This is a genomic window from Bradyrhizobium ivorense (assembly GCF_900696085.1).
Lineage (GTDB): Bacteria > Pseudomonadota > Alphaproteobacteria > Rhizobiales > Xanthobacteraceae > Bradyrhizobium > Bradyrhizobium ivorense.
Genome location: NZ_CAADFC020000004.1, coordinates 316,278 through 343,018 on the forward strand (window position 1 = coordinate 316,278; position 26,741 = coordinate 343,018).

25 protein-coding genes, 1 tRNA gene and 1 pseudogene are annotated in these 26,741 nt (G+C 65.3%); 21 read left to right on the plus strand and 6 right to left on the minus strand.

Features of this window, described 5'->3' with window-relative positions; genetic code table 11:
• Positions 1–26: 26 nt before the first annotated feature.
• Positions 27–1,667 carry a flavin-containing monooxygenase gene (locus tag CI41S_RS02295; RefSeq protein ID WP_139857228.1) on the minus strand — a complete coding sequence of 547 codons (1,641 nt, stop codon included), beginning with the start codon at positions 1,665–1,667 and terminating at the stop codon, positions 27–29.
• Between CI41S_RS02295 and CI41S_RS02300 the strand changes: the two genes are divergently transcribed.
• Positions 1,623–2,867: a helix-turn-helix transcriptional regulator gene (locus CI41S_RS02300; RefSeq protein ID WP_244626392.1), complete on the plus strand. Its 1,245-nt coding sequence runs from the start codon at positions 1,623–1,625 to the stop codon at positions 2,865–2,867. The two genes, CI41S_RS02295 and CI41S_RS02300, sit on opposite strands and share 45 nt — an antisense overlap.
• Positions 2,868–2,900: 33 nt before the next feature.
• Here the strand turns inward: CI41S_RS02300 and CI41S_RS02305 are convergent, their stop codons facing one another.
• Complete coding sequence (locus CI41S_RS02305; protein ID WP_139857229.1) at positions 2,901–4,082, minus strand: MFS transporter; 1,182 nt, start codon at positions 4,080–4,082, stop codon at positions 2,901–2,903.
• A 102-nt stretch (positions 4,083–4,184) separates the two neighbouring features.
• Here CI41S_RS02305 and CI41S_RS02310 point away from each other — a divergent pair, with 102 nt between their 5' ends.
• Complete coding sequence (locus tag CI41S_RS02310; RefSeq protein ID WP_139857230.1) at positions 4,185–5,144, plus strand: LysR family transcriptional regulator; 960 nt, start codon at positions 4,185–4,187, stop codon at positions 5,142–5,144.
• An 8-nt stretch (positions 5,145–5,152) separates the two neighbouring features.
• Here the strand turns inward: CI41S_RS02310 and CI41S_RS02315 are convergent, their stop codons facing one another.
• On the minus strand, positions 5,153–5,902 hold the full coding sequence (locus tag CI41S_RS02315; RefSeq protein WP_139857231.1) for a class I SAM-dependent methyltransferase: 750 nt from the start codon (positions 5,900–5,902) through the stop codon (positions 5,153–5,155).
• Positions 5,903–6,113: 211 nt separating this feature from the next.
• On the opposite strand from CI41S_RS02315, the gene CI41S_RS02320 reads away from it, so the two are divergent.
• The 3 genes from CI41S_RS02320 to CI41S_RS43255 all read left to right on the plus strand — a co-directional run bounded on the left by CI41S_RS02320 (position 6,114) and on the right by CI41S_RS43255 (position 9,559).
• Entirely contained in the window at positions 6,114–7,433 is a 1,320-nt protein-coding gene (locus CI41S_RS02320; protein WP_139857232.1) for an Hsp70 family protein, read from the plus strand.
• 137 nt (positions 7,434–7,570) lie between these two features.
• Complete coding sequence (locus CI41S_RS02325) at positions 7,571–9,160, plus strand: ABC-F family ATP-binding cassette domain-containing protein (protein ID WP_139857233.1); 1,590 nt, start codon at positions 7,571–7,573, stop codon at positions 9,158–9,160.
• 171 nt (positions 9,161–9,331) lie between these two features.
• The gene (locus CI41S_RS43255) at positions 9,332–9,559 is read left to right on the plus strand and encodes a hypothetical protein (protein ID WP_172627887.1); all 228 of its coding nucleotides are present in this window, start codon (positions 9,332–9,334) and stop codon (positions 9,557–9,559) included.
• A 299-nt stretch (positions 9,560–9,858) separates the two neighbouring features.
• Here the strand turns inward: CI41S_RS43255 and CI41S_RS02330 are convergent.
• Positions 9,859–9,948 (minus strand) — tRNA-Ser (locus CI41S_RS02330).
• Positions 9,949–10,162: 214 nt separating this feature from the next.
• Between CI41S_RS02330 and CI41S_RS02335 the strand changes: the two genes are divergently transcribed.
• Positions 10,163–11,029 (plus strand): alpha/beta fold hydrolase, encoded by an 867-nt coding sequence (locus CI41S_RS02335; protein WP_139857234.1) that lies wholly within the window; start codon positions 10,163–10,165, stop codon positions 11,027–11,029.
• Between the two features lie 211 nt (positions 11,030–11,240).
• On the opposite strand, the gene CI41S_RS02340 is transcribed toward CI41S_RS02335, so the two are convergent.
• Entirely contained in the window at positions 11,241–12,410 is a 1,170-nt protein-coding gene (locus CI41S_RS02340) for an ROK family protein (protein ID WP_139857235.1), read from the minus strand.
• 88 nt (positions 12,411–12,498) lie between these two features.
• On the opposite strand from CI41S_RS02340, the pseudogene CI41S_RS02345 reads away from it, so the two are divergent.
• The 4 genes and pseudogenes from CI41S_RS02345 to CI41S_RS02360 form a co-directional block, all read left to right on the plus strand.
• Positions 12,499–12,654, plus strand: a pseudogene (locus CI41S_RS02345) (helix-turn-helix domain-containing protein); the annotation flags it as partial.
• A gap of 255 nt (positions 12,655–12,909) precedes the next feature.
• Positions 12,910–13,290, plus strand: coding sequence for a 50S ribosomal protein L21 (gene rplU, locus CI41S_RS02350; RefSeq protein ID WP_139479950.1), 381 nt, complete (start codon positions 12,910–12,912; stop codon positions 13,288–13,290).
• A 117-nt stretch (positions 13,291–13,407) separates the two neighbouring features.
• Positions 13,408–13,677 (plus strand): 50S ribosomal protein L27, encoded by a 270-nt coding sequence (rpmA, locus tag CI41S_RS02355; protein ID WP_139479951.1) that lies wholly within the window; start codon positions 13,408–13,410, stop codon positions 13,675–13,677.
• A gap of 170 nt (positions 13,678–13,847) precedes the next feature.
• Positions 13,848–14,444, plus strand: coding sequence for a GNAT family N-acetyltransferase (locus tag CI41S_RS02360; RefSeq protein ID WP_139479952.1), 597 nt, complete (start codon positions 13,848–13,850; stop codon positions 14,442–14,444).
• Between the two features lie 170 nt (positions 14,445–14,614).
• Here CI41S_RS02360 and CI41S_RS02365 read toward each other — a convergent pair whose 3' ends face one another.
• Positions 14,615–15,529, minus strand: coding sequence for a DMT family transporter (locus CI41S_RS02365; protein WP_139857236.1), 915 nt, complete (start codon positions 15,527–15,529; stop codon positions 14,615–14,617).
• Between the two features lie 281 nt (positions 15,530–15,810).
• Here CI41S_RS02365 and CI41S_RS02370 point away from each other — a divergent pair, with 281 nt between their 5' ends.
• The 11 genes from CI41S_RS02370 to CI41S_RS02420 all read left to right on the plus strand — a co-directional run bounded on the left by CI41S_RS02370 (position 15,811) and on the right by CI41S_RS02420 (position 26,727).
• The gene (locus tag CI41S_RS02370) at positions 15,811–16,290 is read left to right on the plus strand and encodes a MaoC family dehydratase (protein WP_139857237.1); all 480 of its coding nucleotides are present in this window, start codon (positions 15,811–15,813) and stop codon (positions 16,288–16,290) included.
• A 101-nt stretch (positions 16,291–16,391) separates the two neighbouring features.
• Positions 16,392–17,441, plus strand: a complete 1,050-nt coding sequence (obgE, locus tag CI41S_RS02375) for a GTPase ObgE (protein ID WP_139857238.1) — start codon at positions 16,392–16,394, stop codon at positions 17,439–17,441.
• Positions 17,442–17,511: 70 nt separating this feature from the next.
• On the plus strand, positions 17,512–18,654 hold the full coding sequence (proB, locus tag CI41S_RS02380) for a glutamate 5-kinase (protein WP_139857239.1): 1,143 nt from the start codon (positions 17,512–17,514) through the stop codon (positions 18,652–18,654).
• A 265-nt stretch (positions 18,655–18,919) separates the two neighbouring features.
• A complete protein-coding gene (locus tag CI41S_RS02385; protein WP_139857240.1) occupies positions 18,920–20,212 on the plus strand; it encodes a glutamate-5-semialdehyde dehydrogenase in 1,293 nt (430 codons plus the stop codon).
• A 45-nt stretch (positions 20,213–20,257) separates the two neighbouring features.
• The gene (locus CI41S_RS02390; protein WP_139858543.1) at positions 20,258–20,881 is read left to right on the plus strand and encodes a nicotinate-nucleotide adenylyltransferase; all 624 of its coding nucleotides are present in this window, start codon (positions 20,258–20,260) and stop codon (positions 20,879–20,881) included.
• Positions 20,882–21,069: 188 nt separating this feature from the next.
• On the plus strand, positions 21,070–21,438 hold the full coding sequence (gene rsfS / locus CI41S_RS02395; RefSeq protein ID WP_139480204.1) for a ribosome silencing factor: 369 nt from the start codon (positions 21,070–21,072) through the stop codon (positions 21,436–21,438).
• 49 nt (positions 21,439–21,487) lie between these two features.
• Entirely contained in the window at positions 21,488–21,970 is a 483-nt protein-coding gene (rlmH, locus tag CI41S_RS02400) for a 23S rRNA (pseudouridine(1915)-N(3))-methyltransferase RlmH (RefSeq protein WP_139857241.1), read from the plus strand.
• A gap of 39 nt (positions 21,971–22,009) precedes the next feature.
• Complete coding sequence (locus tag CI41S_RS02405; protein ID WP_430649990.1) at positions 22,010–23,404, plus strand: murein hydrolase activator EnvC family protein; 1,395 nt, start codon at positions 22,010–22,012, stop codon at positions 23,402–23,404.
• Positions 23,401–24,771 (plus strand): S41 family peptidase, encoded by a 1,371-nt coding sequence (locus tag CI41S_RS02410; protein WP_139479961.1) that lies wholly within the window; start codon positions 23,401–23,403, stop codon positions 24,769–24,771. Before CI41S_RS02405 ends, CI41S_RS02410 begins: the two co-directional genes overlap by 4 nt.
• Before the next feature lie 159 nt (positions 24,772–24,930).
• Positions 24,931–26,139, plus strand: a complete 1,209-nt coding sequence (locus CI41S_RS02415) for a divergent polysaccharide deacetylase family protein (RefSeq protein WP_139857243.1) — start codon at positions 24,931–24,933, stop codon at positions 26,137–26,139.
• Positions 26,140–26,223: 84 nt separating this feature from the next.
• The gene (locus tag CI41S_RS02420) at positions 26,224–26,727 is read left to right on the plus strand and encodes an RNA pyrophosphohydrolase (RefSeq protein WP_139857244.1); all 504 of its coding nucleotides are present in this window, start codon (positions 26,224–26,226) and stop codon (positions 26,725–26,727) included.
• Positions 26,728–26,741: the final 14 nt, after the last annotated feature.

Here is a 26,741-nt window from a genome sequence, read left to right on the forward strand (position 1 = left end):
GAAGGCCGCGGCGCCGGACGCAACCGTTACTGCATGGCAAAGCCCTGATAACCGCTTGCAGCAACCTCGTCGCATTTCTGGCGATAGGTGCCGACGCCGCCGCAATAGGACAACACCCGGCGCGGCTTGCCCTCGACATTCGAGCCGAGGTACCAGGAATTGGTCTTCGCGATCAGCGTCGCGTTTGCCGTTTCATCGTGGTGCGCCACCCACTGATCTTCGGCATCCCTGGTCGGCTCGATGACGTTCAGATTCTTGCCGCGCAAATATTTGATGCAATCGTCGATCCACTCGACCTGTTGCTGCAGGCAGGTGGTCATGTTGCACAATGCGGCCGAGGGCGCGAGCGGCACCGCAGTGGTGAACAGGTTCGGGTAGCCGTGAACCTGCAGGCCCATCGTGGTGCGGATGTCCCTGCCCCAGTCCTCCTTCAGCGATCGTCCGTCGCGGCCGCGGATATCGATCCGCGTCAACGCTCCCGTTCCGGCGTCGAAGCCGGTCGCCAGAATGACGACGTCGAACTCGTGCACCGTGCCATCGGCAGTCTGGATGCCCTCCGGCGTGATGCGGGCGATCGGATTGTTCTTGACGCTGACGATCTCGACATTGGGCCGCAGGAAGGCCTCGAGGAAATTGGATTCGAGCGGCACTCGGTGGGTGCCGAAGCCGTAGTCGGACGGAATCAGCTGCTCGCACAGCTTGGGGTCCTTGAGCCGCTCGCGCATCTTCTCGCGCACGAACTCGGTAATCTCGGCGTTGACGGCTTCGTCGAAGAACAATTCGGCGAAGGATGAGACCCACAGCTTCAGGGACCCGTGGTTCCAGCAGTCCTCGATCACCTGACGTCGCTGCGCGGGCGTCAGGTCGGCCCAGACGTGCTCAAAGTCGAATTCGAATCCGGTAAACGTCTTCGGCAGCCGCTCGGTGAGGGATTTGAACTTCGATTTGTAGGCCTCGATATCCGACGCCTCCCATTTCGGGTTCTTCATCGGGATGATGTATTGCGGCGTGCGGATGAACACCTTGAGGTGACCGACCTCGCCGGCGATCGACTGGATCACCTGGATTCCGGTCGCGCCGTTGCCGACCACGCCCACGCGCTTGCCGGCGAGTTCGATCGGCCCCTTAGGCCAGCGCGCAGTGTGGAACAGCTCGCCCTTGAACGTCTCCTGTCCCGGGAAGGACACGTGCGGCGCCGAGAGCATACCGCAGCAGGTGACCAGGAACTGGGTGTCGATGACATCGCCCTTGTCCGTCGTCACCAGCCAGCGTTGCGCCGCCTCATCGAAGTGCGCGCTCTTGACCGTGGTGCCGAACTGAATGTCCTTCTTGAGGTCGAGGCGGTCGGCGACATAGTTCAGCCAGCGCTCGATTTCCGGCTGGGACGGGAAGCGCTCGCTCCAGCTCCAACCTTTGTAGAGTTCCTCCGAGAACAGGTACTGATAGGTGTGGCCTTCGGAATCGAAGCGCGCCCCGGGATAGCGGTTCCAGTACCAGGTGCCGCCTACGCTTGACCCGGCGTCGATCCCCCTCACACTCAGTCCCTGCTCACGCAGGCGGAATAATTGATAGAGACCGGCGACGCCGGCGCCGACGACCACGGCGTCGAGCTTGGTCGTAGCATGCGCACCATTGCTTCCATTCGACCTCGTGACGGTCTCGGTCATCGTTTCCTCCTGTGTCCTGATTCACACACTCCCATCCACCGGCGTCGCCGGGCGATGGTGCGTTGCGTCAATTTGGCCTCGGCCGCTGGCGCAGTCGCCGAGACGCTGAGCAGGCTGCAGGCCGTTCGACCGAGCGGCTTGGATGAAACTGACAATCTCTGGAACGCGGCCGTGCAATCGAGCCATCGGCCGTTGGTCGGCTTGGCAAACCGCGAAAGCGGCCTATCCTGCGCTCAGACGTCCGGCCAAGAAGAAGCGGTCAACCGCGCCACGGATTCCAGGGAGGAGGCTCGCGCGATGGCCCAATTGATCACGGTCGAGGAGCTGCCGCGCTACGCTCCCGGAGAGATGAAGCTGGACAGCGCCTCAATCGGGAGGGACGATTTCCGGTTGCGCATCTTTCGCTATGCGCCATCGGATATCTGGGTTCCCCCATCGGCCAACTTTCTGCTTGTGCTCTATCGCGACGGCGTGACGTCGATGAACCGCCGTGTCACCGGCGCCTGGAAGCAGGATCACGTCGGCCGCGGCGTCACGTCGTTCCTGACCCGCGCGGAGCCGTCAAGCTGGCACTGGAAGAATGACATCGAGGTCACGCATTTCTATATCTCCCCCGCCCTCATGATGAAGACGGCGAGCGATGCCTTCGACCGCGACGCCGAGTCGATCGAGCTTCACGATCTCCTTAAGGCCGAAGATCCGATGCTGACCTGGATCAACGACCAGATGGTTCAGGAGGTTGCCTCAGGAGGTCCGGGCGGACGCCTCTGCTATGACGCGCTGGCGCTGCAGGCGAGCGTGCACATCCTGCGGAAATATGCGGCGATCGAGTTCAAGATGCCCTGCGCGCAAGGACGCTTCCGCCCGGCGCATGCCCGGCTGATCGAGGACTATATCGAGCAGAACATCTTCCGAAACATCACACTCGAGGAGTTGGCGAACATCTGCAATTGCACGCCGGTCCAGTTTGCCCGCAAATTCCGCGTGCATTACGGCATGCGGCCGCACGCCTATGTCCTGCGGCGCAAGGTGGAGCACGCATGCCAGCATCTGCGCAAAGACCGCGTCGCGCTGAAGGAGATCGCGCTGCTGAGCGGCTTCGCAGATCAAAGCCACCTCAACCGCGTCTTCCGGCAGCACATGAACGTGACGCCGGCGGAGTATCGCCGGCAAGTGTGCGAGCACACGGCGCAGGCGTGAGGCGGCCTGCGCCGTCGGCGGCGAGTTTGCCGTTCATTCCGCCGGGCACTGCGCGGCGAGCACGGCCGGCCGGTCGAGCCGCAGGCTCCACAGCGCGAGCAGCAGCCCGACCGCGGTGATGGCGGCCGCGACCAGCGGCAGCGCGCCGAGGCCGAGGCCGCGATCGATGGTGACGCCGCCGGCCCAGGCGCCGAGCGCATTGCCGAGATTGAACGCCGCGATGTTCAGGCTCGAGGCCAGCGTGCGCCCCTCGACGCCGGCGGCCTCGAGCACGCGCAGCTGCAGCGGCGCGACGGTGGCAAAGGCGGCGATGCCGAGGATGAACAGCAATGCCACGGCCAGCGCCTTGAAGGAGACAACGGCCGCGAGCGCGACGAGCACGATCGCGAGGCCGCCGAGCGTCACGAGCAGCGCCCGCGCCAGTCCCTTGTCGGCGAGCCGGCCGCCCGCGACGTTGCCGACCGCAAGGCCGGCGCCGAACACCAGCAGGATCGGCGACACCGCCGCGTCGGAGAATCCGGTGAGGCGTGTCAGGATCGGCTGCACATAGGTAAAGACCGCGAACAGGCCGCCGAAGCCGAACACCGTCATCGCCAGCCCGAGCAGGACCTGCGGCCGGCCCAGCACGGCCAGTTCCTCGCGCAGCGGCGCAGGCTTGTCCTTGGCGCCGACATGGCCGGGAACGAGCACGGCCAGCACGACGAAGGCGACCACGCCGATCGCCGCCACCGCCCAGAACGCGGCGCGCCAGCCCAGCATCAGGCCGAACCAGGCGCCGAAGGGAACGCCGAGCAAAGTGGCGACCGTCAGCCCGATGAACATGGTGGCGATCGCGGAAGCCCGCTTGTCCTCGGCGACGAGGCTGGTCGCCACCACGGAGCCGACGCCGAAGAACGTGCCGTGCGCCAGCGAGGTCAGGATGCGCGCCGCCATCAATAGCGAATAGCTCGGCGCCAGCGCACAGGCCGCGTTGCCGAGCGTGAAGATCGCCATCAGCGCCAGCAGCACCGCCTTGCGCGGCATTTTGCGTGTCGCCAGCGTCAGGATCGGCGCGCCGACGAACACGCCGAGCGCATAGCCGGAGATCAGGAGGCCCGCCGCGGAGACCGAGACCTGCATGTCGGCGGCGACCTGCAGCAACAGCCCCATGATGAGGAATTCGGTGGTGCCGATGCCGAAGGCACCGGCGGTGAGGGCAAGAACAGCAGCAGGCATGGGTCGCTCCGGATCGAATGGGATTCCGCGATCCGAGATAGCGAAGCGCTCGGCTGAGGATTAGGATGGCCGAAATCCAATCATTTGTGACGTGAATTCAACATGGCCCGATCCGACACAAACCGCTCCGGCGAGATGGAGGTCTTCGTCCGCGTCGTCGATCTCGGCGGCTTCACCGCCGCGGCGAAGAATCTCGGCCTCACGCCCTCGGGCGTCAGCAAGCTAGTCTCGCGGCTCGAGGCCCGGCTCGGCACAAGGCTGGTCAACCGCACCACGCGCCGGCTGCTGCTCACCGCGGAAGGCAAGGCCTTCTACGAGCGCGCGCAAACCATTCTCGCCGATATCGAGGAAGCCGAACGGCTGGCCGGCTCCGGCGCGGCGCCGCGCGGCCATCTCACCGTCAACTGCAACATCCCGTTCGGCATGCTGCATGTGATGCCGCTGCTGCCGCGCTTCATGAGCGAGCATCCGGACGTCACGCTCGACCTCGTGCTGACCGACACGTTGGTCGACCTGATGCAGGAGCGCGCCGATGTCGCGATCCGCGCCGGCCCGCTCGGCGCTTCGCGGCTGATCGCGCGCAAGCTCGGCACCAGCCGCATGGCCGTGGTCGCCGCGCCGACCTATCTCGCCCGCTACGGCGCGCCGAAGACGCCGGCGGACCTCGCCGCGCATCGCGGCATCGGCTGGACCTTTCCGCGCAGCATCCGCGGCTGGCCGTTCCGCCGCGCCGAGAAGATCGAGGAGGCGCTGCCGCCGCCGGTCGCCCGCGCCAGCGACGGCGAGGTCGCGCGCCGGCTCACGCTCGGCGGCATTGGCCTCGCGCGGCTCGCGCTGTTCCACATCGGCCCCGATATCGATGCCGGGCGGCTCGTGCCGGTGCTGCAGAACCTCAACCCCGGCGATCGCGAGGATATCCACGCGGTCTATGTCGGCCATGCCGGGCCGCTGCCGGCACGGGTGCGCGCCTTCATCGATTTCCTGGCAAAACACATCCGGATCGGCGCCCCGGCGCTGCGGCGTGGCGCGGACGGAAAGTGGAAGATCGTGCCGGGGAAGTAAGAGCGCGATCAGACCCGCTTCAGCAGATACAGCCGCGTGACATAGGGAAACACCACCTCGTCGGCGTCGCCGAGCCCGGCCTCGCGCAGGATATCGTCGGTCTTCTTGCGCAGGATCGCCTTATCGGCGTCGGGAAGGTTGGCGACGTAGCTGGTCGAGACGATGCGCTCGAACACGCCCTGGCGCGACATGCGATGCGGATGGTCCTGCACGATCTCCTTGTCGAGCGCGAAGCGCGGGTCCTGCAAGATCCAGCGCCAGCGGCCCGACTGATGCCGAGGCGTATCGCCGGCGTATTTCTCGATCATCACGGACAGCGCCTTGACCCACGGCGTGCCGTCGTTCCTGACATTCCAGACCAGCGCCAGCGTGCCGCCGGGGCGCAGCAGCCGCGCGATCTCGGCGACCGACGGCTCGTTATCGAACCAGTGGAACGCCTGCGCGCAGGTGACGAGATCGACGCTGCCGGTGTCGAGGCCGATCGCATCGGCGCGGGTGTTGATGACCTCCGCCTTGCCTTCGCTCGCGAGCTTTGCCGACATCTCCGCAACGGGCTCGACCGCGACCAGCCGGGCGCCCGGGGCGAGATGCGGACGCAACAGGCGGGTGAACTTGCCGGTTCCGGCGCCGAGGTCGACGATGCAACGCGCGCTCTGCAGCGGCAGCGCGGCGACGATGTCGGCCGGATAACTGGGCCGGCCTGCCTCATAGGCACTAACCGCGACGCGATAATTCTGGGCTGTTGGGTTCAAGGTCATTCAGCTTCTCCTGCGCGCCATTTGCTGCGACCGTATAGCCCGGCGGATGGCCGCGCGCAGCAGACGCGCAACGCCGCGCGCGCCCTATCAATTCAAAATCCGCTGATCATGCTTCACCGTCGCGTCACAGGGCATCTTGCAGCAGGGGGTTGGCAACCGCGGCCAAAGCCGCTAAAGGTCCGCCCCCTTCACATCACCATCCGAGCATGACATGTCGAGCGCCCCGCCCGCCGTCTCGATCGGCGTCGATTTCGGCACCAGCAACACCGTGGTTGCCTTGTCCGACGGCGATGGCCGCGTCGAGGCGATCCGATTCGACCATGGCGGCCGCACCCATAGCGTCTATGTGTCGGCGCTGTGCTTCTGGGAGGACCGGCCGGGGGCCGGCCTGCATCCGCGCGCCGAGGGCGGCCCGTGGGCGATCGAGCAGTTCCTCGAGAGGCGCACCATCCATCGGTTCATCCAGTCGTTCAAGACGTTTGCGGCGAGCTCGGCCTTCAACACCACGCAGATCTTCCGCCAGCGCTACAAGTTCGAGGACCTGCTCGCGGCCTTTCTGCGCACGCTGACGCGCCATGCCGGCGACGGGTTCGATCTCGGCGCGCCGACCATCATGGTCGGTCGTCCGGTGCGCTTCGCCGGCGGCAATCCCAATGACGAACTCGCGATGCAGCGCTACCGCGCCGCGTTCGAGCGGTTAGGTGCCGGCCACGCGCTCTATGTCTACGAGCCGGTCGGCGCCGCACTCTCCTTCGCGCGCAGCCTCGACCACGACGCCACCGTGCTGGTCGCTGATTTCGGCGGCGGCACCAGCGACTTCTCGGTGATGCGGTTCTCGCGCAAGGGCGGCGTGCTGCGCGCCGAGCCGCTCGGCCATGCCGGCATCGGCATCGCCGGCGACACCTTCGATTACCGCATCGTCGACCACATCGTCTCGCCGCGGCTCGGCAAGGGCACCAGCTATCGCTCGTTCGACAAGGTGCTGCCGATTCCCAATCATTACTATTCGAGCCTCGCCCGCTGGCACCAGCTGGCGATGATGCGGGGCAATGGCGATCTGCGCGAGTTGCAGCAGCTCGCGCGCACCGCGCTCGATCCCGCGCCGCTGCAGGATTTCATCACCATCGTCGACCACGATCTCGGCTTTGCGCTCTATCGCGCGGTGTCCGACACCAAGGTCGCGCTGTCGAGCCGCGACCGCGTCGAGTTCCGCTTCGCCCGCGAAGGCATCGACATCAGCGCGACCGTCACCCGCGACGATTTCGAAAGCTGGATCGCCGACGACATCGAGCGCCTGGGCGCGACCGTCGACGAGGCCCTGGCGAAAGCCGGCATCACCGCGCGCGACGTCGAAAAAGTGTTCTTGACCGGCGGCACCTCATTCGTGCCGGCCGTGCAGCGCCTGTTCGCCGAGCGTTTTGGCGCAGCGCGGCTGACATCGGCGGATCAGTTCGAGTCCATCGCCTATGGGCTTGCGTTGATCGGGCATACGCAGGATCCGGATCGCTGGACGGTCGCCGCGGCGGCGTGATCTGCCGCTTCGGCCTTGATCCCGCATCGAGGCAAGACTACATCACGTCAATCATCAATCCGAGAGGATGCCGACGGCCATGGATTTCATCCGGACAGCAAAGCCCATCAGCGTTGCCCACCGGGATATCCATCGCCATGCCTGCATCGATCACTCTCTCGAATCTGGCTCTGTCCGCGCCTGACGGCCGGGTTCTCCTTTCCAACATCGACCTCAGTTTCGGATCCGAACGGACCGGCCTTGTCGGCAGGAACGGCGTCGGGAAAACGACGCTGCTCGCCCTGATCGCAGGTCAACACGCGCCGCAATCCGGCACGGTCTCGGTCCAGGGACGCGTCGGGATGCTGCATCAGGCGGTCCAGACTAGGCCGGACGAATGCGTCATCGATCTGTTCGGCGCGCGCCAGGCGCTTGCCGCGCTGCGCCGCGCCGAACAGGGCCTTGCGACCGCCGAGGAGCTTGCGGATGTCGACTGGACGCTCGATGTCCGCATCGCCTCCGCACTCGACCGCGTCGGATTGAACGCTGATCTCGAAGCGCCGCTGGCGACACTGTCCGGGGGACAGACCACCCGGGTGCGGCTCGCCGCGCTGACCTTTGCGCAGCCGGACTTTCTGCTGCTCGATGAGCCCACCAACAATCTCGACCGCGACGGACGAGGGGCGGTGATCGATCTGCTCGCCAATTGGCGCCATGGCGCCATCGTCGTCAGCCACGACCGCGAGCTGCTCGAGACCATGGATGCGATCGTCGAACTGACCTCGCTGGAAGCCAGACGCTACGGCGGCAATTGGAGCGAATACCGCGCGCGCAAGGCCATCGAGCTTGCGGCCGCAAGGCACGACCTCGCGGATGCCGAGAAGCGCGTGGATGACATCGATCGCAAGGCGCGGGAAACCACCGAGCGGAAAGCACGCAAGGACGGCGCGGGCGCGAAGAAGCGCGCCAAGGGCGACATGCCACGTATCGCCGCCGGGCTGCGCAAGGATCGCAGCGAAGATACCGGCGGCGAGAACGCACGCCTTGCCGAGCGCAGGCGGACGCAGGCGCTCGAATTTGCGGCCGCGGCGCGGCAGCGCATCGAGGTCCTGCAGCCGTTCTCGGTCCAACTGCCATCCACGCGCCTGCCGGCGGGGCAGACCGTGCTGCGGATCGAAGCCGCCGATGCCGGCTACACAGCCGAAGCACCGATCCTGCGTGGCGTCACCTTCTCCATGTCAGGTCCGGAACGTGTCGCGATCACAGGTCCCAACGGCGCGGGCAAGACGACATTGCTCAGGCTCATCACCGGCGATCTGCCGCCATTGCGCGGCACGGTCGAGGTGATGACCCGCTTCGCCATGTTCGATCAGGGGGTCAGCCTGCTCGATGCGTCCGCCTCCATCCTGGACAATTTCCGGCGCATCAATTCGCATGCCGACGAGAATACCTGTCGCGCAGCATTGGCGCGATTCATGTTCCGGGCCGACGCGGCGCTGCAGACCGCCTCCTGCCTCAGCGGCGGCCAGTTGCTGCGCGCCGGCCTTGCCTGCGTTCTGGGCGGCGCAACCCCGCCGCCTTTGCTGATCCTCGACGAGCCGACCAATCATCTCGACATCGATTCCATGGAGGCGGTCGAGGCCGGACTGCGCGCCTATGATGGGGCGCTGCTGGTCGTGAGTCACGACGAAACCTTCCTCGAGGCGATCGCGATCACCCGCAGGTTGGATCTCGCGTCGTGGAGGTGATGCGGAGAGTTCACGAAATTGTCGTCACGCGATTCAATGTTTCGAACGACGAAGGTTGGTCAGAAAGGGAACAGCCGAGCACGCGTCGCCTTGGGGCAGGTTGTAAAGGCGCGGTGCTCGGCTGCCAGGCCGCGCGGCGGTGCGGCCATCCCCGCAAGCTTCGCTCACCCCATGAGCGAGGCCGTCGGAGCTCAATTTCGCCTGCTGTTAAATGCGCGCCGTCGAATGGAGTGCGTTTCTCCGAAGGGCAAATGCGACGAAGCCAGCCAGCAACAAAAGGCCGCCACCGACCGCGATCAAGAAATGCGCGAACGTCATTTGGAACATCCCAATTGTGAAGTTTCGTGCGGCGCTATCTGCGCCGCAGCCTGGCAATCAAAAATGCACTTCAGGAATTGATTTGCCCCGCCGGCCGCCGCCGGAAGCCCGAAAGGTGGCTGGCACTGCGCTCTGCCCACCCTTCGATTTCAGAGAGGTCGTCAAGCCACTCGGCTCTTGCCTCCCAACAGGCGGTTCGTCACACCGCTGAACTGTCACAACGATAATCGATAAAACTTTATCGACAATCGAAACGGGAAATTAAGGTTACCGACGACGCCCATCCAAACAGGCTGGGGTTTCCGGCTCGCAAAGCGCCTTCCTCACGGCATGGTCCGGGGCAGCCAGATGGCTTTGGCGAGGTCGGATCTCTTCGTGAGTGGCGGAGAGGGAGGGATTCGAACCCCCGATAGGCTTGCACCTATGCCGCATTTCGAGTGCGGTGCATTCAACCACTCTGCCACCTCTCCAGTGGACCAGGTGATTTGCACCACCCGCGGTCGGGGCGTGTTCTAGGCGAGGATGGCGGGCCAGACAAGGCGCTGCAATAATATTTCCGTCACGGCGCCGGCGAACCGCAGAGGTATCGAGGCGTCCGGAGAAAGCGCATGGAAACAAGGCGCTAGCGGCGCGGTTCTGGCCGGACCGACCGCCGCCGCGCCGGCCGGAAGAGGAAGCGGAGAGATGGAGCATCTGACTGTTAGGGCCAATGGCGCCGCGTTCCACGTCGCGCGGATCGGGAGCGGCAGGCCGCTGCTGCTGTTGCATGGCTGGCCGGAGTTCTGGCTGACCTGGGAGCCGATGATGACGCGGCTGGCCGACCGTTACACGCTGATCGCGCCCGATTTGCGCGGCTTCGGCGACAGCGACAAGCCCGATGCCGCGGCCTACGGTCCCGACCAACATGCCGACGACATGCTGGCGCTGCTGGATGCGCTCGGCATCGACAAGGCCGGCGTGGTCGGCCACGACGTCGGCGGCGCAGTGATGCAGCCGCTCGCCCGCAAGGCGCCGGAACGCGCCGCCGGGCTGTTGTTGTTCGATTTCGTCTATCCGGGTATCGGCCCGCGGATGGCGGCGCCCGACCGGCTGAATCACATCTGGTACCAGTCGTTCCACCAGATGGAGATGGCGCCCGCGCTGGTCGGCGCGACGCGCGAGAGCTGCCGGACCTATATCGGGCACTTCCTGCGCAACTGGTCGCATCGCAAGACGGCGTTCGACGATGTGCTGGAGGATTTTGCCGACAATTTCTTCAAGCCAGGCAACCTCGCCGGCGGCTTTGCGCATTACCGGGCGGCGCATGCCGCGCGCGTCAGGATGATGCAGGGTGAAGCCCCCGCGCTGCCGCCGATCACGGTGCCGACCTGCGTCCGCTGGGCGGAGCACGATCCGCTGTTTCCCTATGCCTGGACCGACCGGCTGGGCGAAACCTTCTCCAATCTTGATCTCAAGATGTTCGGCAACGTCGGGCATTTCCCGCATCGCGAGGACCCCGACCGTGCGGCCTTCGAGATCGCCGGCTTCTTCTCCTCGATCAACTGGAGATAGAGAAGAGTGGGACCGCCAGGACGCGACAAAAAACTGGCGGCCCCGTGCCGCTTCTCAATATTGCTGGCCGGGAAGTGCGGCTTCGCCGGTCGGCGGGAGCGACAGGGCTCACGGTAGCAAGCAGCATCGAAACAGCAACGCGAAGCCGATCTTAACCTAACCCGTCAACCTTACCGGGCCGCGCCTGCCCCGGTTCGGTCAACGGCACAACTCAGGCATCGGCCTTCTTGGCCTTCTTCTCGCTCTTGTCGTTTTCGTCGCCGTTCTTGGCCTTCCTGTCGCCCTTTCCATTTTCCTTTTTGCCGTTTTCCTTCTTGCCGTTTTCTTTCCTACGATTGGTGTAACGCGCGTTGCCGAGCCCGGTGCCGATCGTCAGCACACCCCAGCGCTCGATATCCTGCATGAACGGGACCTCGGCGAGCCCCTGCGCGACGCCGTCATTGTGCATCACGATCGCGGTGTCATGATCGCCGATCTGCGGGATCGCCTCGACCAGGCTCGCCGGCAGGTTGAACTTGCTGCTTTGCCAGTTGCCCGGCAGGTTCTGCGCGCCCTTCTCGATCGAGCCGTCCTCGTTGACGACGCCGGGACAGGAGATGCCGATGAACGGCGCGAGCTTGAGGTCCTCCGCTTCGGCGGCGGCAATCAGATCCTTGAGCATCTTCACCAGCCGCTTCACCGCGCCTTCGCGCGTCGGCTCGTCATCGGCATGCCGCCACAGCTCCGATTTCCACACCGACGCCTTGGACAGGTCGGGCGCCTTCTTCCAGCGCGTCTCCACGACGCCGCAGCGGATATTGGTGCCGCCGATATCGACCGCGAGGACGCCGTCGTGGGCCTCGAAAATCCATGACGGCGCCAGATGCAGCGTGCCGATCAGGCCGGCTTCGTCGGGATGAAACCGAATCGGCACGATGTCGCCCTTGAAGCCTTCGGACTTCAGGATGATCTCGGTGCGCGCGATGGCGAGTTCGCCGAGCCGGCTTTCGCGAAAGCCGCCGCCGACCACGATGCGTTCGGTCCTGGCCCAGGCCTTGGTCTTCAGGAAGCGGCGCGTCACATAGGCAAGCTCCTGCGCGAACTCCTCGATCGCGCTGTGCACGACCGCCGAGGCCTCGGTGTCGTCGCCGACCAGCATCTCATCCAGCTTCTTTTTGCTGATCTTGTCCGATGGCTCGTCGCCGAACGGGTCCTCGCCCGACTTGCGCAGCGGCTTGCGCCAGCGGTCCAGGATCTTGCGGAACGCGCCCTTGGAGGCGCGGTCGCCGAGGAAGCCGTCCTCGTCCTTCAGCTCGATGTTGAAACCGTCGATGTCGACCGACGGCAGCCGCGCGGCACCGTGGTGCGCGATGCCAGTGGTCAGTCCGGTCTCTTCCGCCATTCGCCCTTGCCCGCTTGAGGTTCCGGGTCACTAACGGCGGGGAACCCAAATGGTTGCGCCCGCTTTGGCCGGCGCGGGACGCCATTTTTTGATCGGCGACGGCCGTCATTCGATGGACGAGATTGCAAGCGAAACCGGCTTTGCCGACCGCGAGCGGATGCGGCGGGCGTTTCTGCGGGTTTTGGGCCAGCCGCCGCAGACCATCCGCCGGCACGCCCGGGTGGCCGCCCAAGTGACGGCCTGAGGCCAATCCAGGGCCAAAATCACGCCAAACCATTCATTTTTGGCCGGTTTTTGCCCCGCTTTACCTTGACTCTCGGCGGTTTGCGGCTATAAGTCCGCTCCATCCGGCGCGAGGATTTCTCGCGCCGCTTGTTTTTGCGCGAACCGTTTTGGGAATTCGTTCCCTTCGTGCGAAAATCTGAACCCATAGCGACTGAACAAAAAGCCGACCCGGGCGACCGTCCGAGGCCGGAATCGAACACGAAGGAATCAAACGATGTTCGCAGTCATCAAAACCGGCGGCCGGCAGTACCGCGTCGTTCCGAATGATGTACTCGAGATTGGCAAGATCGCCGGCGATGTCGGCACGATCGTGCAGCTAGGCGAAGTTCTGGTGCTCGGCGGTGACACGCCGGTGCTGGGAACGCCCACCGTCGCAGGCGCGTCCGTTGCAGCCGAAGTGCTGCAGCACAAGCGCGGTGCCAAGGTGATCGCGTTCAAGAAGCGTCGCCGCAAGAATTCACGCCGCAAGCGCGGTTATCGCGACGAGCTCACGGTGCTTCGCATCACCGAGATCCTCGCCGATAACGCCAAGCCGACCATCGGCCCGCGGCCGAAGAAGGAAAAGGTCACAGCTCCCGCCGAGGCCGCCGAGTAAGACCGGCGCTGCAAGCGAGAAGTGATCGTCGCGCTGCAAGAATTGAAGCGTGACAAAACGTGAAATGATTCCGTCAAGGAATTGATCTAGAGATCAAAGCGAAGTCGGAGACGAGCCATGGCTCACAAAAAGGCAGGCGGTTCATCGCGCAACGGACGTGATTCCAAGGGCAAGCGCCTTGGCATCAAGGCGTTCGGCGGCGAGCTCGTAATCCCTGGAAACATCATCGCGCGTCAGCGCGGCACCACCTGGCATCCCGGCCTTAATGTCGGCATGGGCACTGACCATACTCTCTTCGCGAAAGTCGAGGGTCATGTCGAGTTCCGTGCCAAGGCCAATGGCCGCACATTCGTATCGGTTATTCCGGTGGCGGAGGCGGCCGAGTAGACGGTGGACACACATGAGTCCGCCGGGTCCTGTTGAACCGGCGGAGTCGCAAAGGGCTCCAAGGGGAGGCGGGATTACCGGCCTCCCCTTTTTGTTGCGCGTGTTCCTGAAGGGCCACGCGTGACGTTCCAAGCGTTGCGTATCATTTATTCGCATCACAGGAGCTCGACATGTTGCAGGACATCCCGACGCCGACCTTGCGCGAAGCAAGAGCTTGCGTCCTCGAGACCGAACGGCTGACATTGCGCAAGCCGACGCTCGCGGACGTAAAAGCAATTGCACGCCTCGCCAATGATCGCCGCATCGCGGAGAACACCCGCCGCCTGCCGCATCCTTATACCCAGGACGATGCCATCGATTTCGTGCGTGCCGTGGCCGATGGCGGCCGCGAAACCGTTTTCCTGATCGAGAACAATCACACGCCGATCGGCATGGTCGGCCTCGACTGGCGCGAGGAGAACGCAGCTGAGCTCGGTTACTGGCTCGGCGTCGACCATTGGGGCCAGGGCTTCGGCACGGAGGCCGCGCGCGCGGTGATCGATTACTTCTTCGAGGAGTTCGACCTCGACCAGCTGATCTCGGGCGCCCGCGTCGTCAACCCGTCGTCGCGCAACATCCTCGAGAAGTGCGGCTTCCAGTGGAGCGGCGTCGAGCTGCACCGCTTCGAAGCGCTGGGCTCGTCGAGCCCGGTCGACTGCTTCCGCCTGTCGCGCAGCGTCTGGGCCTCGCTGAAGAGCTGGAACAATTCGATCCGGCGGAAGGGTTGATCTTCACCCTCCCCTGGAGGGGGAGGGTCGGATCGCATTGAGCAACGCGAAATGCGAGACGGGGTGGGGTGATCTCTCAACACGGGCAGCGACCGCATGGAGAGGCTGTCACCCACCTCGGTTCGCATGACATGCGAACCGATCCTCCCCCTCCAGGGGAGGATGAGAGGCTACACTGGCGGATTCACTGCGGGATCCTCGCGGCCGAGCTGTTGTTCGCGTACGAAGATGTAGAGCCCGGCGGCGATGATGATCGCGGCGCCGACGATGGTGGCCCAGGACGGCACGTCGCCGAACACCACAAAGCCGAAGATCACCGCCCACACGATCATCGAATACTGGTAGGGCACCACCACACTTGCCGGCGCGAGCTTCAGCGAGCGGTTGACGCAGAGCAGCGCAGCGACCGAGACGAGGCCGGCGGCGAAGAACAGCATCAGGCTGCCGGCTGACGGCGTCACCCAGCCGATCGGCGAGAGCACCGCGCCCAGCAGAAACGTGCCGCCGAACTGCGAGGTCGCGAGCACGATGTCCGGCGTCGCGCGCAGCGAGCGCGTGACCAGCATCAACACGGCAAACGACAGGCTGCCGCCAAGTGCGATCATCGCCGGCCAGCTGATCGTCTGCGCCGACGGCCTGAGCGCGATCAGCACACCGCAAAAGCCGACCAGAATTGCGGTCCAGCGCCGCCAGCCGATGTGCTCGCCGAGCACGAGGCCCGACATTGCCGTAACGAAGATCGGTCCGGCCAAATAGTAGGTGATGACGTCGGCGAGCGGCAGATAGATGGTGGCGAGGAAGAATGCCGCGACCTCCAATGTCGACAGCGTGACCCGCAGCAATTGCAGCCACGGCCGCTCGAGATGCAGAAAATCCGCGCGCTGCTTCCAAACCATCGGCAGCAATACGAGCAGCGCCGCGCAGGCGCGCAGCCACAGCAGCTGTCCGACCGAATAGGTGGCGACGAGGAATTTGCCCATCGCATCGCCGAACGAGAACATGAAGATCGACAGCAGCATCAACCCGATGCCGGCGAGCCGCGCCGATCGATCGTCATAGGAGGACAGCTTTGCGAACAGGCTCATGAATGGTTTTGCGCGTTTGCGTCGTTCTTGGTCGCGGCCGGGCGGGTCCCGGGTCGTCCGGTTTTAAAGACGTGCGCGGGTAGGACAAGCCCGCCGATGACGAATTGAACGGATTGCCGCACCTCGACCGCTGCGCTACCTCTAAAGCGCGATGAGATTGGGTTGAATCGTCATCGCGCTTTAGCTCTTTGTTTGAGCATGATCTTTTCGGAACACCGCTTCACACTTTTCCGGATCATGCTCGAGCGCAACCAGTGACAAAAACGCGCAGGAAATGCCGCATGACCGAGTTCGACCCCACGCAGCACCGCATGGTCCCCGCGCAGCGCTGGTTCGAGGATTTCGTGCTCGGCGAGCGTTTTGTCATTCCGAGCCGGACCCAGACGTCGGCGGTGTTTGCAGCGTTCCAGACCGCGAGCGGCGACACCCATCCGATCCATTACGACGTCGAATATTGCCGTGCCCGCGGCATGCCCGATCTGCTCGCGCATGGCTTCCAGACGCTGGTGCACACCGCGCCCGGCGCGGGGCTGTTCCCTTATGTCGTCGAGGAATCGCTGATCGGCTTCCTTGAGCAGTCCAGCAAGTTCCTGAAACCGGTCTATGCCGGCGACACCATCTACCCCGCGCTGGAGGTGATCGAGCTGGCCCCCGGCCGCACCACCGGGGTGGTGACGCTGCGCTCCACCGTGCACAACCAGCGCCGCGAGCTGGTGTTGGAAGGCATGCAGAAATTCCTGGTCCGGCGGCGGCCCACTTAGCCGCTCGGACCGTAAAAAAGGCCGAAAATTAAGGCTTTTCGCTGAGTTCGGGGCGCTTCCGGGTTGCCGCAAAGGCCGCCCTGCCCTAACTAGAGCGGATCATGAAATTCCTCGATGAAGCAAAAGTCTACATTCGCTCGGGCGACGGCGGCAACGGCTGCGTCGCGTTCCGGCGCGAGAAGTTCATCGAGTTCGGCGGCCCCTCCGGCGGCAATGGCGGCCGCGGCGGCGACGTCATCATCGAGTCCGTCGACGGCCTCAACACGCTGATCGACTATCGCTACCAGCAGCACTTCAAGGCGCAGAAGGGCGGCAATGGCATGGGCAAGGACCGCCACGGCGCCAACGGCAAGTCGATCGTGCTGAAGGTGCCGGTCGGCACCCAGGTGTTCGACGAGGACCGCGAGACGCTGCTGCACGACTTCACCGAGCTCGGTGAGAAATTCGTGCTGGCCAAGGGTGGCAATGGCGGCTTCGGCAACGCGCATTTCAAATCCTCCACCAACCGCGCGCCGCGCAACGCCAATCCCGGCGCGCCCGGCGAAGAGCGCTGGATCTGGCTGCGGCTGAAGCTGATCGCCGATGCCGGCCTGGTCGGCCTGCCCAATGCCGGCAAATCGACCTTCCTTTCGGTGGTCAGCGCCGCCAAGCCGAAGATCGCCGACTATCCCTTCACCACGCTGCATCCGCAGCTCGGCGTCGTGAACTATGGCGGCCGTGAATTCGTGCTCGCCGACATCCCCGGCCTGATCGAGGGCGCACATGAGGGCGCCGGCCTCGGCGACCGCTTCCTCGGCCATGTCGAGCGCTGCCGCGTGCTGCTGCATCTGATCGATGCGACCTCCGAGCACGCCGGCAAGGCCTACAAGACGGTGCGTACCGAACTTGAGGCCTATGAGGGCCAGCTCGCCGACAAGATCGAGATCGTCGCGCTGAACAAGATCGACGCGGTGACGCCGGACGAATTGAAGAAGCAGAAGGACCGGCTGAAGCGGGCTGCGAAGAAGACGCCGCTGCTGCTCTCCGGCGCCACCGGCGAAGGCGTGCAGGACGCACTTGCTGCGCTGGTCGAGGTGATCGGCGAAGCGCCGGTCTCCAACAAGGCGAAGGCTCAGGCGGAGCCGTGGGCGACGCCGGTGCCGCAGGGCTAACAGCCGCCCTGCACTTCCCAAGCCACCTCGTGGCGCGTATTGCTTCCCACCGTCCCGCTAGACCAAGCCCATGAAACGCCCCGCGCTCAAGAACTTTCGCCGCATCGTCGTCAAGGTCGGCTCCTCGCTACTGGTCGACTCGCAGGCCGGCGAGGTGCGCGCGGCGTGGCTCGCCGCGCTGGTCGACGACATCGCCAAGCTGCATAAGGACGGCAGCGAGGTGCTGGTGGTGTCGTCGGGCTCGATCGCGCTCGGCCGCAGCCGCCTGAAACTGCCGCGCGGGCCGCTGAAGCTCGAGGAGAGCCAGGCGGCCGCGGCGGTCGGGCAGATCGCGCTGGCGCGGATCTGGTCGGAGGTGCTCGGCCATCACGGCATCGGCGCCGGGCAAATTCTCGTGACGCTGCAGGACACCGAGGAACGCCGCCGCTATCTCAACGCGCGCTCGACGATCGCAAAGCTCCTGGAATGGCGCGCGGTGCCCGTGATCAACGAGAACGACACCGTCGCTACCAACGAGATCCGCTACGGCGACAATGATCGCCTCGCCGCGCGCGTCGCCACCATGGCGAGCGCGGATTTGCTGATCCTGCTGTCCGACATCGACGGCCTTTACACCGCGCCGCCCGCGGTCGATCCGAATGCGACGCTGATCCCGGTGGTCGAGAGCATCACCTCGGAGATCGAGGCGATGGCGGGCTCGGCCGGGTCCGAACTGTCGCGCGGCGGCATGACGACCAAGATCGAGGCCGCGAAGATCGCGACCACCGCGGGCACGCATATGCTGATCGCCTCCGGCAAGATCGAGCATCCGCTGGCCGCGATTGCCGACGGCGGCCGCTGCACCTGGTTCCTCACCCCGGCCAATCCCGTCACTGCGCGAAAGCGCTGGATCGCTGGCTCGCTGGAGCCGAAGGGCACGCTGACCATCGACGCCGGCGCGGTGGCCGCGCTGCGGGCCGGCAAGAGCCTGCTGCCGGCCGGCGTGATCCGGGTCGACGGCCAGTTCGCCCGCGGCGATGCCGTGGTGGTGCGCGGCCCCGACACCCATGAGATCGGCCGCGGCCTGATCGCCTACGACGCCGAGGACGCCGAGAAGATCAAAGGCCGCTCCTCCCGCGATGTGATGGCCATTCTGGGCACCAGCGGCCGTTCCGAGATGATCCACCGCGACGACCTTGTGGTCGGGCCGGCCGGGGCGATTCCGGCCAAATAGGCATGAGACCGGGATGCGATTGCAGGGAAATCGCTTTCCGGTCTCATCTCTTTGTTTGAGCATGATCTTTTCGGAAAACCGGCGTTCCACTTTTCCGGATCATGCTCTGACCGACCCCGGCAGCCGGCCGCCCATCTGCCATGCCGGTTCCGTACCTCGCCACCCCTCAATTGCCATGCTAGAACATGGCCTTAGAGCATGATCCGGAAAAGTGGACACCGGTTTTCCGAAAAAGATCATGCTCAAACAAAAAGCTGGGACTTCCATGACCGCGCCCCTGAAGGCGATCGACGGCAACGCCGATCTCGCCGCCCTGATGACCGACCTCGCCGCGAAAGCGCGCGCCGCCGCGCGCGTACTTGCCTTGGCGCCGCCGGAGCAGAAGAACCGGGCGCTCGCGGCGATCGAACGCGCGATCCGCGCCAACGCGCCGGCGATCCTCGCCTCCAATGCCGAGGATGTCGCCGAGGCGCGCGCAGCCGGCATGACCTCCGCTTTCGTCGACCGCCTGACCCTGACACAGGCGCGGATCGACGGCATGGCCGACGGCGTTGCAACCGTGCGCGAGATCGTTGATCCGGTCGGCGCGGTGACCGAAAGCTGGCAGCGGCCGAACGGCATGACCATCGAGCGCGTCCGCGTGCCGCTCGGCGTGATCGGCGTGATCTTCGAGAGCCGCCCCAATGTCGCGGCCGATGCCGGCGTGCTGTGCCTGAAGTCGGGCAATGCCGTGATCCTGCGCGGCGGCTCCGACAGCTTCCGGTCCTGCCGCGCGATCCACGATTCCCTGGTGCAAGGCCTGCGTGAGGCCGGCCTGCCCGAGGCCGCGATCACCCTGGTGCCGACCCGTGACCGCGCAGCCGTCGGCCTGATGCTGACGGGATTGAACGGCGGCATCGACGTGATCGTGCCGCGCGGCGGCAAGAGCCTGGTCGCACGCGTCGAGGCGGAGGCGCGCGTTCCGGTGTTTGCGCACCTCGAGGGTGTCAACCACATCTACGTCGATGCCAGCGCCAGATTGGATATGGCCAAGGCGGTCGTGCTGAACGCAAAGATGCGCCGTCCCGGTGTTTGCGGCGCCGTCGAAACCCTGCTGATCGATCGCGGCGCCGCCGCGGAAAAACTGAAGCCGCTAGTCGCGATGCTGATCGACGCCGGCTGCGAGGTGCGCGGCGACGATATCGTGCAAGGCGCCGACACCAGGGTGAAGCCAGCATCCGACGAAGACTGGACCACCGAATACGAGGACGCGATCATCTCGGCGAAGATCGTCGACGGCCTCGATGAAGCGATCGCGCATATTCAGAATCATGGCTCGCATCACACCGACGCGATCGTGACCGAGGATGCCAAAGCAGCCTCGAAATTCCTCAGCGAGGTCGATTCGGCGATCGTGCTGCACAACGCCTCGACCCAGTTCGCCGATGGCGGCGAGTTCGGCTTCGGCGCCGAGATCGGGATTGCCACCGGCAAATTCCACGCCCGCGGCCCGGTCGGCGCCGAGCAGCTGACGAGCTTCAAGTACCGCGTCCACGGCACCGGGCAGACGCGGCCGTGATCATGTTCGCCCGTGCACGGTAGACCCTTGCAGCAAGCCTCGAGCGTGCCGCTCTCCGCAGCCCAGGCGCTGCCGTTCTACACCAACGGCATGCGCATCGGATTGCTCGGCGGCTCGTTCAATCCGCCGCATGCCGCGCATCGCGCCATCAGCCAGTTCGCGCTGAAGCGGCTGCAGCTCGACCGCGTCTGGTGGCTGCTCACGCCGGGTAATCCGCTGAAGAATCACGACGGACTGCGCGCGCTCGCCGAGCGCGCCGAAGCCGCGCGCCGCGTCGCCGACGATCCGCGCATCGACATCTCCTGTCTCGAAGCTGTCATTGGCACGCGCTACACTGTCGACACGATCATCCATTTGCGGCGCCGCGTCTCCGGCGTGCACTTTGTCTGGATCATGGGCGCTGACAACCTCGCGCAATTCCATCGCTGGAAAGACTGGCGGCGCATCGCCTCGGATGTGCCGATTGCCGTGATCGATCGACCGCCGCAAAGCTTCCGCGCCCTTGCCGCACCGGCGGCGCAGGCGCTCGCGCGCTATCGCATGCCCGAAAATCAGGCGACACGGCTGGCCGACCAGCAGGCGCCGGCCTGGGTGTTCCTGACAGGAATGAAATCCAATCTGTCTTCGACCGGACTTCGGAACCCGGACGGGAGCTGGAGAATGGCGTGAGAGCGCAAAAGGGTTACTGGAATATTGAAACCATTAACCCCACATGCGTAGTATGGTCCGTGGGCGCCGAGGATTCGGCACCCGCGATACAGTGAAAGGAATGGTCCCTGGCCACATCTGTATTGTCCAAGTCTGTTTTACCCAAGGTTCCCAAAACTTCGCGTAAAACACCGACGAAAACCGCGGCCTTGCAGGCGCAACCGGACGCCGACAAACCGGATGCCGACAAGACGCTGAGCCTGGTCCTCTCCCGCCTCGAGGATATGAAGGCGGAAGAGACGGTCACCATCGACCTTCGAGGCAAATCCGCATATTCCGACTACATGATCGTCACCTCGGGCCGGGCCAACCGGCACGTCGGCGCGATCGCGGAAAATGTGACGAAGGGCCTCAAGGAAAACGGGGTCAAGAACATCCATGTCGAGGGCCTGCCCAATTGCGACTGGGTGCTGATCGATTCCGGCGACGTGATCGTGCATGTGTTCAGACCCGAGGTGCGTGAGTTCTACAATCTCGAACGGTTGTGGGCTCAGAACCCGGCGGTCGCGGCGGTCTAGGACGTACTGAGCCGATGCGAATCGGCAGCAGCGCAGCTAGTCTGCGTTGATGCGTCTTGCTGTGATCTGCATCGGCCGTCTGAAACAGGGTCCGGAACGGGAGCTCGCCGAGCGCTATCGGGAGCGCTTCGACGACATCGGCCGCAAGCTCGGCTTTCGCGGCCTCGATATTCATGACATCGCGGAAAGCCGCGCGCGAGACGCCACCACGCGCATCGCCGAGGAGGCCGCGGCGATCGCCGCGCTGATCCCCGGCAAGTCTACGCTGGTCGCGCTCGACGAACGCGGCAAGAACGTCGACAGCACCAGCTTTGCCCAGCAGCTCGGCCGCTGGCGCGACGAGGGAATCGCGCATACTGTCTTCGTGATCGGCGGTGCGGACGGACTTTCGCCTGAATTGCAGCGCAGAGCTTCGCTGCGCATGGCATTTGGTGCCGCGACCTGGCCGCATCAAATGGTCCGCGTCATGCTTCTGGAACAAATCTATCGGGCCGCCACCATTTTGGCCGGCCACCCCTATCACCGCGCCTGACGCGCGATGACGGGCGATTGAAAGCGCTGAACACATCGGATGCAGCACAGGCGAAACATGCGTTCGTATTCCGGCACCGCGCGTCGCGGCTGGCTGAGCGCATCGCTGCCGCTTGCAATCGCCGCACTCGCGATACATCCGCCTGCACCAGCGCATGCCCAGGCGACACCGTCCGCGCAGGAATCGGTGCCGCCGGCGCAGCAGGCCGCGGCGACGGCGACCGCGCCCGATGCCATCAAGCAGCGCGAGCAGGAGCTTGAGGCGGCGCGCGAGGAGCAGCGCAAGGCGACCGAGTTGCAGGAGAAGCTGAAGGCCGACATCGCCGCGATCGGCCAGGATCGCAGCAAGCTCAATCAGCAGTTGATCGACATCGCCGGCCAGGTGCGCAGCGTCGAGACGCGGATCGCCGACGCCGAGGCGCGCCTGCAGCCGCTCGACAACCGCGAGCGCGAAATCCGCTCTTCGCTCGATTCACGCCGCGCCGAAGTCATCGAGGTGCTGGCGGCGCTGCAGCGCGCCGGACGGCGCACGCCGCCGGCGCTGCTGGTGCGGCCCGAGGACGCGCTGCAATCGCTGCGCACCGCGATGCTGCTCGGGGCCGTGGTGCCGGAATTGCGCACCCGCGCCGAGAAGCTTGCCAACGACCTCGGCGAACTGGTCGCGTTGCGCAAGACGATTGCGACCGAACGCGATGCGCTGGCGCATGACCGCGACCGGCTCAAGGAGGATCAGACCCGCCTCGCCGCGCTGGTCGACGAGCGGCAGCGGCAGCAGGCCGCGGCCGAAAAGGACATGGCAACCGAGGGCGCCCGCGCCATCGCGCTGTCGAAGCAGGTCACCGACCTGCAAGGCCTGATCGCCAAGATGGAGCAGGACATCAAGAGCGCCGCCAAGGCCGCGGCCACCGCGAGCCTGCAGGGGGCACCGGCGACGGTTAACGGCAAACCGAATCTGGGGGCCTTCAAGGACCCGGCCCGGTTGACCCCGGCGGTCGCCTTCGCCTCGGCCAAGGGCCTGTTCGCGTATCCCGTGAACGGCAGCAAGATTCGCGATTTTGGCGGTTCCGACGGCTCAGGCGGCGTACAAAAAGGCATTTCTTTGGCAGCCAAGCCCGGTGCACAGGTCACAACCCCGTGTGACGGCTGGGTTGTTTACGCTGGTCCTTTCCGTAGCTATGGACAACTCTTGATCCTCAATGCCGGGGGCGGGTATCATGTCCTGATCGCCGGGATGGAGCGTATTTCGGTTAACATCGGCCAGTTTGTACTTACGGGGGAGCCGGTTGCGACCATGGGGTCGACATCCCAAGTTGCATCTATCCTCGCGACCAATGCGAGCCAGCCAGTGCTCTATGTCGAGTTCCGGAAAGACGGCACTCCAATCGATCCAGGTCCATGGTGGGCCACAAATGAAGGCGAAAAGGTTCGCGGATGATGCGCAAGACTTCTGTAATTCTCCTTAGCGCCGCCACCGGCGCAGCACTGACGCTTTTCGTCACGCAGCCGCGCGCTGTGCTGATGGGATCGAGCGCACGTGCTGCGACCTCTGACACGTATCGCCAGCTCAACCTGTTCGGCGACGTGTTCGAGCGCGTGCGCAGCGACTATGTCGAGAAGCCGGACGACTCCAAGCTGGTTGAATCCGCGATCTCCGGCATGCTGTCCGGCCTCGATCCGCACTCGAGCTACATGGACGCCAAGAGCTTCCGCGACATGCAGGTGCAGACCCGCGGCGAGTTCGGCGGCCTCGGCATCGAGGTCACGATGGAAGACGGCCTGATCAAGGTCGTCTCGCCGATCGACGACACCCCGGCCTCGAAGGCCGGCATCATGGCCAACGACATCATCACCACGCTCGACGATGAAGCGGTGCAGGGCCTGACCTTGAACCAGGCCGTCGAGAAGATGCGCGGTCCGGTCAACACCAAGATCAAGCTCAAGATCGTCCGCAAGGGCCAGGACAATCCGATCGAAGTCACGCTGGTGCGCGACAACATCCGCGTCCGCTCGGTGCGCGCGCGCGTCGAGGCCGACGACATCGCCTATATCCGCATCACCACCTTCAACGAGCAGACCACCGAAGGCCTGAAGAAGGAGATCGCCAATCTCTCCGGCCAGATCGGCGACAAGCTGAAGGGCTACATCATCGACCTCAGGAACAACCCCGGCGGCCTGCTCGAAGAGGCGGTCACGGTGTCCGACTCCTTCCTGGAGCGCGGTGAGATCGTTTCGACCCGCGGCCGCAACGCCGAGGAGACGCAGCGCCGCGCCGCCCATCCGGGCGACCTGACCAAGGGCAAGCCGGTGATCGTGCTGATCAACGGCGGCTCGGCCTCGGCCTCCGAAATCGTCGCCGGCGCGCTGCAGGACCACAAGCGCGCGACGCTGGTTGGCACCCGCTCGTTCGGCAAGGGCTCGGTGCAGACCATCATCCCGCTCGGCTCGGGCAACGGCGCGCTGCGCCTGACCACCGCGCGCTACTACACGCCGTCGGGCAAGTCGATCCAGGCCAAGGGCATCGTGCCCGATATCGAGGTGCTGCAGGACGTGCCGGATGAGCTGAAGGCGCGCACCGACACCAAGGGCGAGGCCTCGCTGCGCGGCCATCTGAAGACCAACGACGGCGACGAGAAGACCGGCTCGCAGTCCTACGTGCCGCCGGACGCCAAGGACGACAAGGCGCTGAAGATGGCCGACGACCTGCTGCACGGCATCAAGTCGACCTCGAGCGCGCCAGCGGCACCTGAGGCCGCGCGCGACAAGGCCGCCGTCGACAAGCCGGGCAACAAGGCCGCGAACTGATCCAATCATCGATCTGGCGAAAAGGGCGGCCCTCGGGCCGCCCTTTTTGCTTTGGATGACGCGCCCTGGACGGCCACACCGTGCCTCCACGGAGCAGGCGCCGCGCGCCGGTGTACGCCGCATCGTGCTATCGTTCCCCCGATTGATTCGGGGAGGGCTATGGCAGAGGCGGCCGACGAGCTCAGCACGCCGCTTGGGCAGAAAACCGCGAGCAAGGGGCGCCGGATCCGGCTGCCGTTCACGGCGATGCAGGCGCTCGCCGTGCTGCTCGGGCTCATGCTGGTCGCCTTCGCCGGCGTCGCGCTGTTCAACAATAACCCGCTCGGCGGCGAGCCGGTCGCCCATATCGCGCTGCGCAAGACCCCGCCGGCCACCGAAGACAAGCACGCCCCGGCCGGTCAGGCCGAACCTGCGGCCAAATCCGCCGCCAAGCCGCCCGCGGCTGCCGGCGATTCCAGGACCGTGACCATCATCGACGGCTCCAGCGGCAAGCGCCAGGACGTGGTGATCGGCGCCGGCGATGCCGCCGACAAGGCCGATGGCGGCGACGCGCCCGCCGCGATGATGACCGGGATCGACCAGCGCCTGCTGGAAAAGTCGCGCTACGGCATGATCCCGGCGGTTGCCGATGGCTTGAAGCCGTTCACGGTCTATGCCGCCGATTCCGACCGCGCCAAGGCCGCCCGGATGCCCGTGGTGGCCGTCGTGGTCGCCGGCCTCGGGGTCGGCGCCGCCAAGACCACCGACGCCATCATGAAGCTGCCGCCGGCCGTGACGCTGGCTTTCACGCCCTACGGGGCCGACCCCGGCAAGCTCGCCGAGCGGGCCCGGGCCCAGCGCCACGAGATCCTGCTGCAGATCCCGATGGAGCCGTTCGATTACCCCGACAATGATCCGGGGCCGCAGACCCTGCTGACCACGCTGAGCGGCGAGCAGAACCTCGATCGCTTCTACTGGCACCTCAGCCGCCTGCAGGGCTATGCCGGGATCGCCAATTTCATGGGTGCCCGATTCACCGCGTCCGATGCCGTGATGCAGCCGATCGTTCGCGATGCCGCGAGGCGGGGCCTCGGCTATTTCGACGACGGTTCCACCCCGCGCAGCGTGGCCCAGACCGCGGCGGCGGGCCAGTCGATGCCGTTCGCCAAGGCCGATTTCACCATAGACGCGGTCCCGACCTCGGTGGAGATCGACCGCACCCTGGTCAAGCTGGAAACCCTCGCCAAGGAACGCGGCACCGCCGTGGGCGTCGCCTCGGCCCTGCCGGTCTCGATCGAGCGGCTCGGCGCCTGGGTCAAGACCCTGGACGCCAAGGGGATCATGCTCGTGCCATTGACAACGGCGATGCTGAAATCAAAATCGGGCTAACAATCAATCCGTTGGGGCGCCTTGAGACCATGCCGGGGGGCCGGGTCGGGAGGCAGCTCCAGAACTGTGCGAGGTAGCGGCAGCATGGCACGTTACGAAGACCTGCCCTATCGAACCTGCGTCGGCATCATGCTGCTGAATGAGGCGGGGCTGGTCTTCATCGGGCGCCGCGCGGGCGGGATCGAGCATGTCGACGAGGCCCATGTCTGGCAGATGCCGCAAGGTGGCGTCGATCCCGGCGAAGACACCTTTCAGGCCGCCAAGCGCGAGCTGTACGAGGAGACCAGCATCAAATCGGTGGAGAAGCTCGGCGAGGTCTCGGACTGGCTGATCTACGACATCCCGCGCACCGTGGCAGGCCGCGCCTGGAAAGGCCGCTATCGCGGCCAGCGGCAGAAGTGGTTCGCGCTGCGCTTCACCGGCAAGGAGAACGAGATCAACGTCGCCAGTCCCGGCGGCGGACACAAGGCCGAGTTCATCACCTGGCGCTGGGAGCCGATGAAGAACCTTCCCGAGCTGATCGTGCCGTTCAAGCGTCCGGTCTATGAGCGCGTGGTGAAGGAATTCGCCGGCCTCGCGGGCGGCTGAACGACACCGCGCCG